This is a genomic window from Halobacterium yunchengense, from assembly GCF_037031165.1.
Classification (GTDB): Archaea; Halobacteriota; Halobacteria; order Halobacteriales; family Halobacteriaceae; genus Halobacterium; species Halobacterium yunchengense.
Genome location: NZ_JAYEZL010000001.1, coordinates 462742 through 480351 on the forward strand (window position 1 = coordinate 462742; position 17610 = coordinate 480351).

At 72.7% G+C, this 17610-nt stretch carries 18 protein-coding genes; 14 read left to right on the plus strand and 4 right to left on the minus strand.

Annotated features, from left to right (window positions below):
* Positions 1–15 precede the first annotated feature (15 nt).
* Entirely contained in the window at positions 16–549 is a 534-nt protein-coding gene (locus U5911_RS02335) for a redoxin domain-containing protein (protein ID WP_336034967.1), read from the plus strand.
* Here U5911_RS02335 and U5911_RS02340 read toward each other — a convergent pair.
* Positions 542–1351, minus strand: a complete 810-nt coding sequence (locus tag U5911_RS02340; RefSeq protein ID WP_336034969.1) for a lipoate--protein ligase family protein — start codon at positions 1349–1351, stop codon at positions 542–544. The genes U5911_RS02335 and U5911_RS02340 overlap by 8 nt on opposite strands.
* A 106-nt stretch (positions 1352–1457) precedes the next feature.
* Here U5911_RS02340 and U5911_RS02345 point away from each other — a divergent pair, with 106 nt between their 5' ends.
* From U5911_RS02345 to U5911_RS02400, 12 genes are all read left to right on the plus strand, one after another.
* Positions 1458–2234: a helix-turn-helix transcriptional regulator gene (locus tag U5911_RS02345; RefSeq protein WP_336034971.1), complete on the plus strand. Its 777-nt coding sequence runs from the start codon at positions 1458–1460 to the stop codon at positions 2232–2234.
* 304 nt (positions 2235–2538) lie between these two features.
* Positions 2539–3441 (plus strand): serine/threonine-protein kinase RIO2, encoded by a 903-nt coding sequence (locus U5911_RS02350; protein ID WP_336034973.1) that lies wholly within the window; start codon positions 2539–2541, stop codon positions 3439–3441.
* Positions 3442–3779: 338 nt separating this feature from the next.
* Positions 3780–5507, plus strand: coding sequence for a DUF7282 domain-containing protein (locus U5911_RS02355; protein WP_336034975.1), 1728 nt, complete (start codon positions 3780–3782; stop codon positions 5505–5507).
* Between the two features lie 80 nt (positions 5508–5587).
* Entirely contained in the window at positions 5588–6565 is a 978-nt protein-coding gene (locus U5911_RS02360) for a restriction endonuclease (RefSeq protein ID WP_336034977.1), read from the plus strand.
* A gap of 248 nt (positions 6566–6813) precedes the next feature.
* The gene (locus U5911_RS02365) at positions 6814–7404 is read left to right on the plus strand and encodes a 50S ribosomal protein L15e (RefSeq protein ID WP_336034979.1); all 591 of its coding nucleotides are present in this window, start codon (positions 6814–6816) and stop codon (positions 7402–7404) included.
* 175 nt (positions 7405–7579) lie between these two features.
* Positions 7580–7909 (plus strand): 4Fe-4S dicluster domain-containing protein, encoded by a 330-nt coding sequence (locus U5911_RS02370; protein WP_336034981.1) that lies wholly within the window; start codon positions 7580–7582, stop codon positions 7907–7909.
* Positions 7910–7913: 4 nt separating this feature from the next.
* Positions 7914–8762: an electron transfer flavoprotein subunit beta/FixA family protein gene (locus U5911_RS02375; RefSeq protein WP_336034982.1), complete on the plus strand. Its 849-nt coding sequence runs from the start codon at positions 7914–7916 to the stop codon at positions 8760–8762.
* Positions 8763–8764: 2 nt separating this feature from the next.
* Positions 8765–10426, plus strand: coding sequence for an electron transfer flavoprotein subunit alpha/FixB family protein (locus U5911_RS02380; protein WP_336034985.1), 1662 nt, complete (start codon positions 8765–8767; stop codon positions 10424–10426).
* The gene (locus tag U5911_RS02385) at positions 10419–12086 is read left to right on the plus strand and encodes an FAD-dependent monooxygenase (protein WP_336034986.1); all 1668 of its coding nucleotides are present in this window, start codon (positions 10419–10421) and stop codon (positions 12084–12086) included. The genes U5911_RS02380 and U5911_RS02385 overlap by 8 nt, the downstream gene beginning before the upstream one ends.
* 25 nt (positions 12087–12111) lie before the next feature.
* Complete coding sequence (locus tag U5911_RS02390; RefSeq protein ID WP_336034988.1) at positions 12112–12522, plus strand: DUF8055 family protein; 411 nt, start codon at positions 12112–12114, stop codon at positions 12520–12522.
* A 117-nt stretch (positions 12523–12639) separates the two neighbouring features.
* Positions 12640–13371 carry a GNAT family N-acetyltransferase gene (locus U5911_RS02395; protein WP_336034990.1) on the plus strand — a complete coding sequence of 244 codons (732 nt, stop codon included), beginning with the start codon at positions 12640–12642 and terminating at the stop codon, positions 13369–13371.
* A gap of 1 nt (position 13372) precedes the next feature.
* On the plus strand, positions 13373–13540 hold the full coding sequence (locus tag U5911_RS02400) for a DUF8014 family protein (protein WP_336034992.1): 168 nt from the start codon (positions 13373–13375) through the stop codon (positions 13538–13540).
* Positions 13541–13568: 28 nt separating this feature from the next.
* Here U5911_RS02400 and U5911_RS02405 read toward each other — a convergent pair whose 3' ends face one another.
* Positions 13569–14087 (minus strand): DUF21 domain-containing protein, encoded by a 519-nt coding sequence (locus U5911_RS02405; protein WP_336034993.1) that lies wholly within the window; start codon positions 14085–14087, stop codon positions 13569–13571.
* Between the two features lie 109 nt (positions 14088–14196).
* Here U5911_RS02405 and U5911_RS02410 point away from each other — a divergent pair, with 109 nt between their 5' ends.
* Positions 14197–14856 carry a DUF2306 domain-containing protein gene (locus U5911_RS02410; protein ID WP_336034995.1) on the plus strand — a complete coding sequence of 220 codons (660 nt, stop codon included), beginning with the start codon at positions 14197–14199 and terminating at the stop codon, positions 14854–14856.
* On the opposite strand, the gene U5911_RS02415 is transcribed toward U5911_RS02410, so the two are convergent.
* Both U5911_RS02415 and U5911_RS02420 read right to left on the minus strand, forming a co-directional pair.
* Positions 14857–16605 (minus strand): MutS family DNA mismatch repair protein, encoded by a 1749-nt coding sequence (locus U5911_RS02415; protein WP_336034996.1) that lies wholly within the window; start codon positions 16603–16605, stop codon positions 14857–14859. It abuts the gene before it with no gap.
* Positions 16606–16647: 42 nt separating this feature from the next.
* On the minus strand, positions 16648–17610 hold the full coding sequence (locus U5911_RS02420) for a carbohydrate kinase family protein (protein ID WP_336034997.1): 963 nt from the start codon (positions 17608–17610) through the stop codon (positions 16648–16650).

Sequence of the window (17610 nt, forward strand, 5' to 3'; positions counted from 1 at the left end):
CACAGTGTTGCGGGCATGGGTTCGGAGGACGCGCTCGCGGTCGGGGACGAGGTGCCGGCGGTGTCGGCGCCGCTCGTCCACCCCGGCGGCGAGGTGACGGAGACGGCGCTGCCGGATCTCTACGGGGACCGGCCCACGCTCGTGGTGTTCTACACGAACGACTTCAGTCCCGACTGCGTGACCGAGTGGTGTTCGTTCCGGGACTACGGCTGGTTCACGTCCAGCGACGGCGTCCGCGTGGTCGGGTCGAGCAAGTCCCGGGTCGGGACACACCGCCGGTTCCTCGAGTACCTCGACCTGGAGTTCCCGCTGTACTCGGACCGCGACCTCCGCGTCTCGGACGTGTTCGGCGTCACGTACCGCACGTTCAAGGTGTTCCCGCGGTCGAAGCGCTCAGTGTTCCTCGTGGACGCGGACGGCGTCGTGCGCTACCGCTGGATCGGCGAGCACCCCCTCGACCCGACGCGGGACCAGCCGCCGCTCGGCGAGATCCGGACGGCGGTGGAGGAGCTCGTCGGCGAGGAGCCGGAGACGTTCGGGTTCAGGTAGCCGGGTCGGTCCGGTCCCGCGTCCAGCCCTCGGTCGCGTACTTCTCGTCGGCGAGCTCGCGGGCCGCCGCGAGTTCGTCGTCGGTCCACTCGCCGACCGACGCGTCACACCAGTCCGCGAGCGCGTCCGCCAGCGCCGCGACGGCCTCCGCGCGGTCGATGCCCGCCTCCTCGCGGACGCTCGTCACGCGCTCGCGGAACTCGGCCTCGGTGACGCCCGGGTCGCTGAAGACCCCGAGGTGGCGGTCGGGCGCGAGCGCGTACGACAGCGACCCGTGCTGGATGACCGCGTCCCGCGTGCGGTACTGGGCGTTGCCCGCGATCTTGCGGCCGCCGGCGACCACGTCGTGGGCGGGGTGGAGCGCGCGCAGGTAGCACGCCGGCTCGTGGAGCGCGGGGTGTTCCTCGGGGACGAACTCGGCGTCGACGCCCATCGCGTGGAAGGCGTCCAGGACCGGCTCGCAGAGGACCTCGTAGCAGTCCATGAGGTCGCCGGGGAGTTCGTCGGCGGGCGCGACGATGCTGTAGGAGACGTCCGCGTGTTCGTCGTGGTAGATGCCGCCGCCGCCCGTCTGGCGGCGCGTCACGCCGACGCCCTCGCGCTCGCAGAACGCCCAGTCGACGGACTCGGGCGCCTGCCGGTAGCCCAGCGAGAGCGTGGAGGGCGACCACCGGTACGCGCGGACGGTCCGCGGGCCGCCGGCGGCGGCCGTCTCGGCGGCGACCTCCTCCAGCGCCATCTGCATCGGGCCGTCCCTGGCTTCCTCGGTGACGAGCCGCCACTCGCGGTCGGCCAGCGTCATACCGGACCGTTCGCGGGCGGCGGCAAAAAGGCGTTCCTCCGCGGCGCCCGAGCTAGCGCTCGTCAGGGGGAGCGTTAATAATGTCCGCTCCGTAACGTGTTCCCCCATGGACCGGAACGCCCTCTTGACGGTCGTGCGGCGGGCGGACGCCCTCGCCGCGCTGGACGACGAGCCGCTCGCGCCGCGGGACCTCGTCGACGAGCTCGACGTCTCCCGGTCGACCGTCCAGCGGGCAGCCGACCAGCTCGCCGACCACGGGCTCGTCGAGCGCTCGAACGGCGAACTCGCGCTCACGCCGGTCGGCAGCCTCGTCGCCGAGGAGCTCCTGGCGTTCCGGCAGTGCCTCGACGCGGCGTGGCGGCTCGAGGGCGCCCTGGCGGCGTTCCGGGCCACGGACTTCGACTTCCCCGTGGCGGCGTTCGCGGACGCCGCGGTCACGGACGCCGCGCCCGGCGACCCCTACCGGCCGGTCGAGCGCTTCATGGAGCTGGTCGCGGACACCGGCTCGCTGCGCGGGGTCGACCCGGCGTCGATCAACCCGCTGCACCTCGACGACCTCCACGCCGCGGTCGTCGACGGGATGGAGACGACGGCGGTGTTCCGGCCGGACGTGGTTCGCGAACTCGTCCGGAACAACCCCGACCGCGCCCGCAGCGCGTTCGAGAGCGGGAACCTCGCGCTGTACACCCACCCCGACCTCCGGTTCGGGCTGACGCTGTGCGACGACCGGGTCGGCGTCGGCGTCTACGACGCGGAGACGGGGATGCTCGAGCAGTACGTCGACACCGACGACGCCGACGCGTACGCGTGGGGGGAGCGCGTCTACGAGTCCGTGCTCGCGGACGCGACCCGCTTCGACTGGCGGGACGCGCTCGCCGACTAGCCCGGCCCGGTGGGCGTCGCGGTCGCCGAAACGGCCAGCAGCGGCGCTCTCCAACCGCCGTTTCTGTGTTCCACCGTTCCGGGGGACGGGCGCCGACACCCAGATTCTATATCGCGGTATGAGGTTTACCGAGTTGGCCGCCCGTGTTCGCGGCGAATCGGCCAGAACACAGAAATCGGCGCCGAGATCGATGCTCGATGGCGCTTCCCGTCTCGCCGGACGCCGGTTCGCGCGAGCGGCCGCGAGCCGGCCGCGGCGAGGGGTCCGCGGGGCTTTTACCCGGCGGCGACCTACCGGACAGCGAATGGTCCGGAACGTCGCGAGCGAGCTGGCGGACCTCGACCCCGAGGACTTCCACCTGCTGTCGGGCGTCGAACACGGGATGCGGTTCTCCGAGTGGGTGAGCCGCGAGAAGCTCCCGGAGTTCTCTCGGCTCACCCCCGAGGAGGTCGACTACCGGCTGGACCGGATGCTCGACCGCGAGTTCCTCGAGCGGAAGACCATCCAGTACGAGGGCGTCCAGCTGACGTTCGCCGGGTACGACGCGCTCGCGCTGCACGCGTTCGCCGAGCGGGACACCGTCGAGGGGTTCGGCGCGCCGCTGGGCGTCGGGAAGGAGAGCGACGTCTACGAGGTGCAGTCGTTCCGGCCGCTGGCGCTGAAGTTCCACCGCGAGGGGTACACGCAGTTCCGGGAGGTCCACCGCGGCCGCGACTACACCAGCGACAAGGAGCACACGTCCTGGCAGTACACCGCGCGGAAGGCCGCCGAGCGCGAGTTCGACGCCCTGGAGACGCTGTACCCGGACGTGAACGTCCCCCGTCCGGTCGACCAGAACCGCCACGCCATCGTGATGGAGAAGATCGACGGCGTGGAGCTCTCGCGCGCGAAACTCGAGCCGGCGCAGGCCAGCGGCGTCCTCGACCTCGTGCTGCGGGAGCTCGCGGCGGCGTACCGCGAGGGGTACGTCCACGCGGACGTCAGCGAGTACAACGTGTTCGTCAGCGAGGACGGCGTGACGCTGTTCGACTGGCCGCAGGCGACGCCGAGCGATCACGCGAACGCGCGCGAACTCCTCGAGCGCGACGTCGGGAACATCGTGGGGTACTTCCGGCAGAAGTACCCGGGCGACGTGCCGGACGTCGACGCGAGCGCGGTGGCGGACGCGGTGGCGGCCGACGAGTTCGCGTCGGTCGCCGACCACTGAGCGCCGCCGCGTCGAGCGTTCTGTCCGTCGTTCTGTGCGCACTAGACAGTAGACCTGCAGGCCGCTAAGCCCCTATAAACTTTATTTCGCTATATCAAATTGGTCTGGGTGGGGGATTCGGGGGCCGCCCGGGGGGTGCTATCCGAGCGCCTCTTCGGCCTGCGAGTCCGGGCCAGTGGTAACGACGCCGAGCACGTCGCTCGTCCGGGCCGAGACCAGTTCTGGCGACGTCGAGCGCGTTCGTCACCCGGGAGGCCCTCCCCGACCGTTGTCTAGTTGCCCGTCCCCGCTGTATTTATATCGGCGCGCGGCAAACGCGGCGAGCGTACACCTCGCACATGAGACAGACGCTCCCCGCACTCGTCGCCGCCGTCGTCGCGGCGGCGGCCATCGCCGGCGTGGCGCCCGCCGTCGCGTCCGCCCAGCAGGAGGACGCGGCCATCGGTGGCGGCGACGACAACGTCATCGAGGTGGTGCGCGGCGAGACCGCGTCCATCGAGGTCAGCCACTCCGAGGACGCCAACCTCACCATCGGCAGCGAGGACGACGGGTTCGAGGTCGTCGTCCCGCTCGGCGGGTCGGGCACGGACACCGTGGAGTTCGACACGTACCGGTCGGCGTCGGCCGACCCCGACGACTTCCTGTCGGTGGGCGGCGGTACGCTGGAGTCGGCACCCATCGACGAGGCCATCGAGCCCGGCGAGTACCGGCTCTCGGTCACCATCGACGGCGTGACGGAGGCCGTCGGCGTCCTGGACGTCGACCCGCGCGGGGAGACCAGCGTCGAGCCAGCCGTCCTCCCCGGTGACGTCGACCCGGACGACGAGGACGCCGACGTGTGGGGGCGGCTGACGACCAGGGGGACGGTCGCCGTCGGCGACTACGCGGCGTTCGTCGTGAACGAGAGCGGCCTGGAGAACGCGTTCGGCGAGGAGCCGTCGGTGTCGCGACTCGACGACGAGGGCCTGGAGCTGTCGGTCCGCGAACTCGACCCCGAGCCGAACACGGAGGCGGCCGAGTACGGGTCGTCGTCGTTCCACCTGGTCTCGCAGGTGGCCGACGGCGACCGGTTCGTCGTGCTGTGGGACACCGGCGACGTGGACCTCGGCAGCGGGTCGAACCACACCTACGAGTACGAGCTCGCGCTGGACGAGTCGAGCCCGCTGGTCGCCGAGCGCACGACGCTGGACGCGGCTCGCGTGACGCTGGCGGAACCGGACGTCTCCCTGCGGGCCGACCCGGGGTTCACGCTCCGGCAGTGGGACGGCGACGAGATGGTGGTGAACGGGACGACGAACCTCGCGCCGACGACGGAACTGGACGTCCGCGCGCTCCAGGAAGACCCCGCGTACCTCTGGAAGCACGTCGTCGACGTGTCGGCGGACGGCGAGTTCTCCGCGACGTTCGACTTCTCGCCGGCCGAGCGCCCGCGGTCGTTCCCGCTGTACGTGCGCGGCTACGAGGACGAGAGCCGCCACCAGGTCCGCCTGCCGGCGGCGAACGCGTCCCTGTTGTTCCCCTCCCAGCGGGTCCGGGACGGGAGCGTGACCGTGGAGAACGTCTCGCTGTCCGAGGGCGGGTTCGTCGAGGTGACCGCGAACGACACGACGCTGGGGGCGACCGAGTTCCTCGACCCCGGGACCACCGAGAGCGTCGCGGTGCCGCTGAACGAGTCCCTCGACGGGCCGACGAACGTGACGGCGACGGCGTACGTGGACGCCGACGGCGACGGCGAGCTCGACGGCGACGACCCGGCGTACGGGTCCTGGGAGGCCACGGTGCGGGACACCGCGGTCGTCCGGCCCGCTGGGGCAGAGAACACGACGACGGCGCCGGAGGACCCGACGACCACGCCGACGACGAACAGGACGACGACGCCGGCGAACGAGACGACGGCCCGGCAGACGACGATCCGCGTCCAGGAGGGGGCGCCGCTCGCGCCGGCGGCGGCGAACGGCGGCGGCGGGTCCTCCGGCGGGTTCGCGCCGCTGTCGCCGGCCGTGACCATCACCGCGCTCGCGGCGGCGGCGCTGCTGGCGCTCCGCCGGGGACCCGACCGTTTATGAGGTGGCGCCGTGCTGGGTAGGACAACGCGACGGTTCCGCATGACGGCACAGCAAACGCGTCCGGTCGAGGGGTGTGCGTGATGTTCGAGGAGATGCCGGAGTCGGCGTTCCCGGAGTTCCTCGCGGCGTTCTGGGCGGAGAAGGGGTGGTCGACGTCCGTGCAGCCCAACGACGACGGGACGTACCTCGTCGGCGGCGACAAGGAGGACGGAACGCGCGGCCTCATCGGCGTGCGGCCGGGCGGCAGCACCGAGATCGGCGCCTCGGAGGTCGAGGACTTCGCGGCGTTCTGCGACCGGAAGGGCGTGGACGTGCGCGTGATGGCGACCCGCGGCCGGTTCACGACGGGCGCGCGGAGCGCGGCGGACGCGGGCGACGTCCACCTCCTCGACCCGAACGAGCTGGCGTCGTCGGTCCGCGAGGAGGGCGTCGAGGACCTCGTCGGCGAGTACGCGGACGAGGACGACGGGTCGGTGCTGGACGCCCTCCCCGGGCTCCCGATTCCCGTGCCGAGCGGCGTCCCCGTGGTCCCCGTCGCCGCCGCGGTCGTGGTGGTCGCGGCGGCGGTGTTCGCGGGGCCGGCGCTGGTGGGCGCCGTGCCGTTCGTCGGCGGCGGTGGCGGCGGCGGGGACGCGGACGTGGCGTTCACGTCGTTCTCGCTGGCGGCCGACGAGAACGCGACGGCGGTCGCCGAGTGGGACGCGCGCGTGCAGGACGAGGTCGTCACGGCGAACAACACGTTCCGGCCGAACGAGTCGGAGACGTTCGTCGTGGTGCAGCTGAACGTCACCGCCGGCGAGTCGCCGGCGACGCTGCGCAGCGGGCACTTCGCGCTCGCGGTCAACGGCACGAACCACGCGCCGCAGGCGTTCACGAACGCCAGCCGCGAGTTCCGCGGCGCGCTGCTGCCGACGCGCGTCGAGCCCGGCCAGTCGGGGCGCGCCGTCGTGGTGTTCACGGTGCCCGCGGACGTCGACGGCGCGACGCTGGTCGAGCGCGCCGAGGGCCCGGGCCTGCGCTTCGAGCGCGCCGACCTGGCCTTCGACGTCGACGAGTAGGCGGGCGCCGGGCGGCTTTCGAAGTTCTTAACCCCCGCCGCGGAGAACTACGGCGTAACTCGCTGGCGAGCGGGCTCCAGCGGGCTCCCGACACCAGTCGGGACGGGATGTGACCTGCGAGACACGACGTGTCTCGGGATAGTCGAGCGGCGTAGCCGCGAGACGGCGAGGTCAGCCGGACCTCGTTTCGGCCGGGCGGCGCGAGCCGCGAGCCGGGGTTGAACCACGCAAGCGCCCGCGGACAGACCATGGCACGAAGCTTCTACTCCCACATCAAGGAAGCCTGGCGGGACCCGGACGACGGGAAGCTCGCCGAGCTGCAGTGGCAACGCAAGCAGGACTGGCGGAAGGAGGGCGCCATCGAGCGCGTCGAGCGCCCGACGCGCCTGGACAAGGCCCGCGAGCTCGGCTACAAGGCCAAGCAGGGCGTCGTCGTGGCGCGCGTCAGCGTCCGGAAGGGCACCGCACGGAAGTCCCGGTTCAAGGCGGGCCGCCGGACGAAGCGCCAGGGCGTCAACCGCATCGGCCGCGCGAAGAACCTCCAGCGCATCGCCGAGGAGCGCGCCTCGCGGAAGTTCGTGAACCTCCGCGTGCTGAACTCCTACTGGGTCGGCGAGGACGGTTCGCAGAAGTGGTTCGAGGTGATCCTCCTGGACCCCGAGCACGGCGCCATCCGGAGCGACGACGACCTGAACTGGATCTGCGACGACAGCCAGACCGACCGCGCGTTCCGCGGGAAGACGAGCGCGGGCCAGCGCGGCCGCGGCCTGCAGAACCGCGGCACCGGCACCGAGCACGTGCGCCCGAGCACGAACGCCGGGAAGCGCCGGAAGTCCTGACGCGACCCCGAGTTCGCCGGAAGCCCTGACGCGACCCCGAATTCTCCGGTCGTCGCGTCACCCCGAATTCTCCGGTTTTCGCCGCCGCGTAGCGACAGCGCCGCCGTCCCGCGAATCGTCCACGAACGACCCTGATAGTTTTAAGTGTCCGTGGGGTGACTGCCATTGTGTATCAATGGCCATAGACCCGAACTTCGAGGAGAACCGAGAGAACGTAGACACCCACGAGGGCCACGACGTCTGGGGCCCGGTGGACGAACCCGAGAAACTGGGCATCCACGGCACGCACGTGGCGGTGGACTTCGACATCTGCATCGCCGACGGCGCCTGCGTCGAGGACTGCCCCGTCGACGTCTTCGAGTGGGTCGACACCCCCGGCCATCCGGAGAGCGAACTCAAAGCCGACCCCGCCAACGAGAGCCAGTGCATCGACTGCATGCTCTGCGTCGACGTCTGCCCCGTCGACGCCATCGACGTCGACGCCGGCCGCGCGGGGCGAACGTAGGACGATGCACTGCGTCACGCTGACCAAGGGCGTGCCGGACTTCCGCGAGGGCCAGGTGTCCTTCGACGAGGACGGCCACCTCGAGCGCGGGGACACGCCCACGGTCATGAACCCGAACGACGAACCGGCCCTGGAGGCCGCCCTCCAGACGAAGGTGCGCCACGGCGGCACCGCGAGCGTGATGTCGATGGGGCCGCCGGGCTACGGCGACGTCCTCCGGGAGGCGATGGCGTCGGTGTACGCCGACGACCTCTACCTGCTGTCGGACCGCGAGATGGCCGCGGCGGACACGTGGGCGACCGCGATGACGGTCGCGACCGGGCTCGAACGCCTCGACCCGGACCTGGTGTTCGCGGGCTTCAAGACCGCGGACGGCGAGACCGGCCACACCGGCCCGCAGACCGCGTGGTGCCTGGACTGGCCGGTGATCACGCACGCCGTCGCGCTCGACGTCGACGCCGACGAGGGCGTGGTGCGCGCGAAGCGCCTCGTCGAGGGCGACGTCGACGAGATCGAGACCGTCGCGGCGCCGCTGCCGGCGCTCGTCGTCGCGGACCCCGAGTTCGAGCCGACGTACCGGCGGGCCGAGCACCGCCTCACGCACAAGGACCTCCGCGAGGAGACGCGGGAGCGCGCCGCGGACCACGAGGACCACATGACGGTCTGGGACCACGAGGACCTGAACCTCGACCCGGACTACATCGGCCTCGACGGGTCGCCGACCATCGTCGAGGGCGTCGACCCGATTCCGCGCGCGCCCGCCGAGCGCGAGGCGACGATAGTCGACCCGGGCGACCCCGACGAGCTCGGCGAGGTCGTCGAGGAGCTCGCGCAGTACGCGGGGGGTGAGTAGCGGTGCCGGCACTCGACCCGAACGACTACGACATCTCCGAGCTCGGCCCCGAGATCCAGGCCGTCGAGGACGTCGACGAACTCGAGGCCATCCTCGAGGCCGAGAAGGCGGGGAAAGACCGCGTCGGCGCGAAGCAGCTCATCGAGTCCCGCATCGAGAAGTTCCGCGAGGACGACGACGCGGGCGGCGAGGTCGACCCGACGGAGCTGAGTCCCGCCGAGCTCGGGAACGCGCTGTCGGACGTCGACGACGTCGCGGAGCTCGAGGCCATCCTCGAGGCCGAGGAGGCGGGCGAGAACCGCGACAGCGCGAAGCGGCTCGTCCAGAACCGCATCGACTCCGTGCAGGGCAGCGAGGCGGAGGCCGGCGACGTCGAGCGCGTGCCGCCGGCGGAGAAGTACCCGGAGCTCGACCACCCGACCGCCGACAAGCAGTACGTCGAGGACCTCCGGGACGGCGTCTACGAGGACATGTGGGTGTACTGCGAGACCGACGACGGCGACCTCCTGGACGTCTCCCGGGAGATGCTCGGGAAGGCGCGCGGCCTGATGGACGGCTACAACGACGAGTACGACCGCGAGGAGCGCGTCGTCGGCGTGCTCGTCGGCGACGGCGTCGCGGACCTCGCCGACGAGGTGGTCGCGTACGGCGCCGACGTCGTGGTCTACCAGGAGGACCCCGAGCTCGAGCGGTTCCGCCACAAGCCGTACGCGGAGCTGTTCGCGGCGATGGCGCGCGCCGGCGGTGAACTGGACGCGGAACCGGAGGCGGGCGACTCGTCGTGGCGCGACTACGACGAGCCGCGGTACGTGCTGTTCCCGGCGACGAACAACGGCCGCGACCTCTCCGCGCAGGTGCAGGGCGAACTGGACTCCGGGCTCGCCTCGGACTGCTCGGGGCTGTACATCGACGACACCGTCATCTCGAACCCGGCGAAGACCGGCGGCGAGGGGAACAAACGCGAGTTCGAGGCCGTCCTCCACATGAAGCGCCCGGACTTCTCGGGGTTCGAGTACTCGACGATCCTCTGTCTGGACAACCCGACGCGGGAGTTCCACCCGCAGGGCGCGTCCGTGATCCCGGGGAGCTTCGAGGTCCCGGAGCCGGACGCCGACCGCGAGGGCGAGGTCCACGAGTACGACTTCGCGCTCCCCGAGGAGTGGTTCCGCGTCGAGATCGAGGACTACGACGACCTCGAGAGCGGCGTCGACCTCACCGGCAACGAGGTCGTCGTGGCGCTCGGCCGGGGCATCGGCGACGACCCCACGAGGGGGATGGAACTCGGCCTCGAACTGGCGAAGGCCTTCGAGGACGCCGACCTCGGCATCACGCGGGGCATCGTCACGTCGTCGTACGACTTCGACGGCCACGTCGAGCAGTACGCCCGCGAGGAGCGACAGATCGGCGAGACCGGGCAGGTCGTCGAGCCCGACCTCTACGTCGCCGCCGGCATCAGCGGCGCCGTCCAGCACAAGGTCGGGATGGACGACTCGGGCACCATCGTCTCCGTGAACACCGACCCGGACGCCGACATCCGGGAGTTCTCGGACTACTTCGTGGAGGGCGACCTCTTCGAGGTGCTGCCGGTGCTGACCGAGGCGGTGGAGAGCGGGGAACTGGACGCAGCGGCGCTCGCGGCAACTGGCGGTGCTACCGATGACTGACGACAACTACGAGCACTTCGAGGCGGTCGTGGTCGGCGCCGGCCCGGGCGGGGCGGCGGCGGCCGCGGTACTGGCGGAACACGACGTAGAGACACTGGTGGTCGAGCGCGGCGTCGACGCCGGGTCGAAGAACGTCTCCGGCGGCCTCCTGTTCGCCGAGGAGGCGGCGCCGTACACGCTCAACGGGCTCTTCGACGGCTTCCGGGACGCGGCGACCGAGCGGCCCGTCACGGAGTCGTACATGCACAACGTGGCGGGCGAGCGCGTCCACACGATCGACCTGGAGGGCGTCCACACGGAGGGCGTCGAGTGGTGTGACTCCGTGCTGCGCCGCGAGATGGACTCCTGGCTCGCCGAGCGCGTCCACGAGAAGGCCCGGGAGACCGGCGGCGGCCTCCTGACGGAGGTCCACGCGAACGGCCTGCTCCGGGAGAACGGCGAGATCGTGGGCGTGACGTTCGACGAGCTCGACCCCATTCGCGCTGACGTCGTCGTCGCGGCGGACGGCGTGAACTCCGAGCTCGCCCGCGACGCCGGCCTGACGGACTGGGCGGACGCCGAGGACTACTTCCAGGGCGTGAAGGCCGTCGTGGAGATGCCCGAGGGCGCCATCGAGGAGCGCTTCGGCGTCCCGGCCGGCGAGGGCGCCTCGCACCTGTTCGCGGGCGACCTCTTCGACGGCGTGCGGGGCGGCGGCTTCCTGTACACGAACGAGGACACGCTCTCGATCGGGACGGTGTTCCACCTGGACTCGCTGGCGGCCGAGCGCGCCGAGCCCCAGGAGCTGCTGGACGGCCTGCTCACCCACCCGCTGCTCGCGCAGTGGCTCGGCGACGACTACCGCGAACTGGAGTACTCCGCGAAGCTCGTGCCGGACTCGAAGAAGATGGCCCACCCGTCGCCACACCGGGGCCGGCTGCTGCTGGTCGGGGACGCCGCCGGCCAGATGCAGGCCCAGGGCCCCATCATCAAGGGGATGAACCACGCCGTCTCGGCGGGCGGCCTCGCGGCGGAGGCGTTCGTGGACGCGCGGGCGCGCTCGAGCGACGGCGTCGGCGACCTCTACGAGCGGAAGCTCCGCGAGGAGGGCGTGATGGACGACCTGCGGCCGACGCGGTACCGCGCCTCGCGGGCGGTCGCGGAGAACGGCGCGGTCGCGGGGCTGACCGACGCCGTCGCGGACTCGTTCCTGGGACGGGCGGGCGTCCGCGCGCTCGGCGACCGCGTGGAGTCGCTGTTCAACAGCCAGTTCCTGCTCGGGATGATCCCGGACACGCGGACGTCGTACGTGACGATCCCGCGCGTGCTCGGCGAGGAGCTCGGCGACCCGGTCGAGGGCGAGTCGTCGGTGGAGCCGCCGGACCTCGCGGACCGCATCGGCGGGCTGACCTACGACACGGACGTCGGCAACCCCCACATCGAGGTGCTGGACGACTCGTACGCGGCCAGCGGCACCGCCGTGACGGCGTGTCCGGTGAGCGCCGAGGACTTCGGCGGCGGCTGCTACCGCTCGGAGACCGTCCGGCGGAACGGCGACGAGGAGCGCGTCGTGAGCCTGGACACGCAGCCGTGCGTGGAGTGCGGGACGTGCGCCGTGGTGGCGGACACGCACTGGGAGCACCCGCGGGGCGGGAAGGGCGTGGAGTTCGAGCAGGGATGACGACCGCCGCAGGCGCGCGCCGCCGATGACCGAGCGCTCGCGGTACTGGGACCGCATCAAGCCCCTGGCGAACCGGGCGCGCCGCGACCGCGAGCGCTTCGAGCCGCCCGCGGAGCCGCCCGACGAGGAGCGCGCGCTGGCGTTCCTCCGCGAGGGCGTCGGGCCCGCCATCTCGCTGTACGTCGAGGGGCGGACGGGCGGGAACGCCGTGGCGTTCACCGACGTCGAGCTGTCCCTGCTGGAGCGGTCGCTGAACAGCTGGCTGTCGCTGTACGCGCAGTGCTACGGCGAGGAGCTGGACGCGCAGTTCTCCATCCGGGAGGCGGCGGTGGCGCTCCTGGACACGCGGAACGTCGTGGACACGGCGCGCGTGCTGACCCACGTCCCCGAGCGCGGCGCGCCCGACCCGACGCCGGGTCGTCGGGAGACGGAGTGAACGCCCCGGGCGAACGACCGCGCGAGCGGCGCCCTCGAGGGAGGACTGACGCGACGGTGAACGTGGAGTGCTAACAGTCGACAAAGAGTTATGTGCGCCGGTCTACAATCATCGTTCATGAACGAGCAACGAGAACTCGAGTTCGGCCACGACGACCGCGAGCGCGTCTACGACTTCGTCGAGCGCCACGGCGAGTGCACGTTCGCCGACCTCGAGCGGCGCCTCCGCCTGGACCCGAGGGGCATCCGCCACCACGTCGCCATCCTCCGGCGGGACGGCTACGTGGAGGTCGACGACGGCAGCATCGAGGTGGTCTTCGAGGACGGCGCCGCCGAGGAGTACCGCGACGACGGCGTGGCGTTCGTCGTGCGGCCCGCCCACCAGTCCGACCTGACGGGACTGGTCGGCGCCATCCGGCAGGTCGCCGAGGACGGCCGGTACATCGAGGCCGAGTCCGTCGCCGACGTCATCGACCACGAGGAGGTCCTGCTGCGGCACAACGACCTCGAGGAGCGGATGTTCTTCGTCGCCACCGTCGGCGAGGACGTCGTCGGCTGGGTGCACGTCGCCGGCAGCGAACTCGACAAGCTCCAGCACACCGCGGAGCTCACCGTCGGCGTCATCGACTCCTACCGCGGCCACGGCATCGGCAGCCACCTCCTCGAGCGCGGCCTCGAGTGGGCGGGCAGCCGCGGCTACGAGAAGATCTACAACAGCGTCCCGGCGAGCAACGAGGACGCCATCGCGTTCCTGGAGGCCCACGGCTGGGAGACCGAGGCGACGCGCGCGGACCACTACAAGCTCGGCGACGAGTACGTCGAGGAAGTGATGCTGGCCGTCCGCCTGTAGGATGACCGAGCGGTGCGCGGAGGCCGGCTGCGACCGCCCGGCGGCCGTCCGCGTCCACGACCCGCGCGGCCCCGACCGCGACGTCTGCGTCGCGCACGCACGCGGCCTCAGCCAGCGCGACGGCGTCGTCGCCGCCCCCATCGAGGGCGCCGGCGACCAGTGGCCGTAGTCCGGTCGGCGGGAGCGGGCGGCCGCCGCTACTCCTCCTCGAGGAGCTCGCGCTCGATGTCCGGGCTGCCGCCGGCGGCGTCGGCGAGCCGGCGCGTCAGCGCGTCGAAGACGACCACGAGCGGCCACAGCAGCAGGCCGACGTACCGCACGGGCCGGGCGACCCGGAGCGCCCACGACTCCGCGTTCGCCAGCCCCCACGACTTCGGCAGGATCTCGCCGCAGACGAGCACGAGCGTCGTCGCGACCAGCGTCGTCCCCGCCACGGCGAGCTCCGGCGGCAGGTACGCCACCAGCAGGACGGTGAGGATGCTCGTCAGCGCGATGTTCACGACGTTGTTCCCGACGAGGATGGTCACGAGCAGCCGGTGGGGGTCCTCGCGGAGGCGCTGCAGGCCGGGGCCGCGCTGGTCGTCGGCGGCGAGCGAGTCGACCCGGGACGGCGTCAGCGAGAACAGCGCGATCTCGGTGCTGGAGAAGAACGCCGACACCGCGAGCAGGACGGCCACGGCGGCGAGCGACGCGGCGACTGGGGCGTCGACTGGCATGCCTCGAGTGACGGGCGGCGGTCACAAAGTCGTTCGTGGCGCGAGGCCGGGCGCGGCGGTGGGCCAGCGTTGCACGAACGCTGAAGGGTCGGGGTGCGGACGTGGCGGTATGGCGACAGTCGAGACGGCGGCGCTGTGGACGCACGTCGCGGCCGGCACGGCCGCGCTGCTCGCGGGTGGCGTCGCGCTCGCGACCGAGAAGGGCGGCCGCGCGCACCGCCGCGCGGGCCGCGTCTACGTCGCGGCGATGGGCGTCGTCGTCGGCACCGTCCTGCCGCTGTTCGCCGTCGAGCAGTCCTTTTTCCGGACGTTCCTGTTGCTCGTCGCGGTGTTCAGCGGCTACTTCGCGTTCTCGGGGTACCGCGCGCTCTCGCGGAAACGGCCGGACGAGGACCCGGCGACTGTGGACTGGCTGGCCGCGGTCGCTGTCGCTGCGGCGTGCCTGCTGCTCGGCGGGTGGGGCGTCGCGCTCCTCGCCGGCGGCGACTCCTTCGGCGTCGTGATGGCGGTGTTCGGCGCGCTCGGACTGGCGGTCGGCGCGGCCGACCTGCGCGCGTTCCGGGGCGACGCGAGCGAGTCCTGGCTGGTCAGTCACCTCTCGCGGATGGTCGGCGCGTACATCGCCACCGTCACCGCCGTCTCGGTCGTGAACGTGACCGCCGTCCCCGAGGTGGTCGCGTGGCTGTGGCCGACCGCGGCGGGCGTGCCGCTGGTCTGGTACTGGCAGGCGGAGTACGGGAACGAGGGGCCGCTGGCGGGCCGCCGCTGACTACTCGGTCCACTTGGCGTCCGCGAGCGTGCGCTGGACGGCCTGCTGGCCGACGGCGCGCGCGAGCGTCTCGTAGCCCGCGCGCTCGGCGCGGTCGCCGGCGTCCGCGACGAGCCGCGAGACGATGAACTCCGGCGTGGACTTCCCGACCGTCTCGAAGCGCGGCTGGTAGTCGACGAGGAGGTCGAGGTCGCGGTCGAGGCCCTCCGCGAAGATGCCGTCCGTGCGCGCCGTCTCCGGCAGCGGCTCGAGGTCGTCCGCGAGGTGCGTGACGAACACGCCAAGCGCCTCCTGGTCGACGGTGAGCGTGACGAGGCCGTGCAGGAGGTCCGCGGCGCTCCCTGGTTCGGTGATGGCCTCGAACTCGTCGACGAGCATCAGGGTGCGGTCGCCGGCCGCCAGCGGCGGCACGACGGAGTTCAGCGTGGCCTCGAGCACGCCGGCGTTGAAGGAGGCGTGCCGGCGGTGGAAGACGACGGCGTCGACGGGGCCGACCTCCGCGCCGTCCGCGGGCACCGGGAGACCCATCCGCGCGAGCACGGCGACCTGGCAGAGCGTCTCCAGGAGCGTCGTCTTCCCGCCGGAGTTCGCGCCCGTGAGCACGGCGACGCGGTCGCCGGTCGGCGGGTGCGCGAGGCCGTGGTCGCCGACGGCGTACGTCACGGGCTGGACGTCGACGCCGTCCGCCGCCAGCGAGAGGTTCCGCGCGTTCTCGACGGCGAGGGCGTCCCGGTCGACGAACGCGGGGCGCGCGAGGTCGAACGCCTCCGCGAACCGCGCCAGCGAGACGTCCAGCGCGAGGTCGCCGACCGCGTCGACGGCGGCGTCGACGTCCTCGCGCGCGGCGGAGAGTTCGCCGCGGAGGTCGGCGGCGACGTCGTCCTCGTGGTCGGCGACGCGCTCGCGGACGTCGTCGGCGAGCGCGCGCAGCGTCGTGCTGACGAAGTCCGCGGCGTCGGCGGCGTCCGGCGGCGCGGCGTCCCTGACGCGCCGCGGTTCGACGCCCGTCTCGGTGGCGACGTACTGCACGAACGCCTCGCGGAACTCGTCGCTGCCCTCGACGCCCTGCGAGCGCACCGCCTCGAGGACGTCGAAGGTGTCCCGCTCGAGGCGCTCGACGTCCTCGAGGCGGCCGCGGAGGCGGTCGAGTTTCGCGTCCGCGCCCGCCGCGACGCCGTCGTCGGTGAGGTACTGGAGGGCGTCGGCGGCCTCCTCGAGCGCGTCCCGGTCCAGCGTCGCCACGGACGCGAACACGCCGACGTCGTCGGCGTCCGCGAGCGCGTCCCGGAGCGCGAGCGCGGTGTCGACGGCCGCTCGCGTGGAGTCCGTGGCGTCGTCGTGGGCGTCGAACGTTGCCAGGACCGCCGCTCGCGCGTCCTCGCCGAGCGCGCGCCACGTCTCGCGGGCGGCGTCGACGTCGTCGAGGCGGTCCTCCATCGCCGCGCGGTCGGGCAGCGGCGTGAGCACGCGGATGCGGTCGGCGGCGCCGGGCGTCACCGCGTAGTCGGCGGCCGTCGCGACGACGTCCTTGTAGACGGCGCGGGCGTCGTCGGTCGCGAGCGCGTCCATCCCCTCGCCGCCGTTCGCGCGCCGCAGGATGCGCGTCGCGCGCCCCCGGGAGATGCCCGCGTCGACGAGCGCGCGGACGTCCGCGGACTCGATGGCGTCGACGGCGGCCGCGACGCCGAGTTCCGATTCGAGGCGGTCGGCGGTCTTCGGGCCGACCCCCCAGTACTCCTCCAGTCGCATACCAGCGAGTGCGTGGCCCCGGCGGTAAAGCGTTACGCGCGGTCACTCCGCGAGTTCGCGGACGGCGGCCCGGTCGGGGAGCGCTGCCAGTCCGCCCGTGGCCGTGGTGGCGAGCGCGCCGGCCGCACACCCCCACCGGAGCGCGTCGGCGAGCGCGTCCGCGGAGGGAGCGCGCTCGTAGCGCGCGAGGACGCCGGCCGTGAACGCGTCGCCGGCGCCCGTGGCGTCCACGACGTCGACGTCGAAGGCGGACTGCGAGCGCGCGACGCGCTCGCCGCCGGCGTCCGTGACCGCGACGGCGCCGTCGCCGCCGAGCGTGAGGAACGCGGTCTCGGGGCCGTCCGCGAGGAGGGCGGCGGCGGCGGCTTCGGGGTCGCGGCTGGCGCGCTCGCGGTCGCCGCCGAGGACGGCGAGGTCGTCGGCGCTCGCGCAGGCGACGTCCGCGAGCGCGAGCAGGTCCCGGAGGGCGGCCCGCGCGTCGGCGGTGTCGTGGAGGGCGGGCCGGGCGTTCGGGTCGACGGAGACGACGCAGTCGGCGTCGCGGGCGCGGGCCGCGAGGTCCAGGGTCGCGGCCCGGCCTCGGGGGTCGGCGAGCGCGACGCCGCCGACGTGGACGCACTCGCAGTCCCGGAGGACGGCGTCCGGGACCGCGCCCGCGTCGAACGCGAACGTGGCGGTGTCGGCGGCGTAGAAGGAGAACGAGCGGTCGCCGTCCGGCGTTGGGGAGACAACGGCGAGCGCGGTGTCGGCGTCGCCGCGGACGACGTACTCGCCGTCGAGGCCGTGCGCGGCGAGGCGGCCGGCGAGGAAGTCGCCGAACGGGTCGCCGCCGAGGCGCGTCCAGAACAGGGGCGGCGCGTCGAGGCGCGAGAGCGCGGCGGCGACGTTCGCGGGCGCGCCGCCGGCCCGGTGGCGGAAGCCGTCGACGTCGTCGAGGTCGCCGGGGCCGTCCGGGAAGAGGTCGACGAGCGTCTCGCCGGCGACGAGCACGCGCGAGGCGTCCAT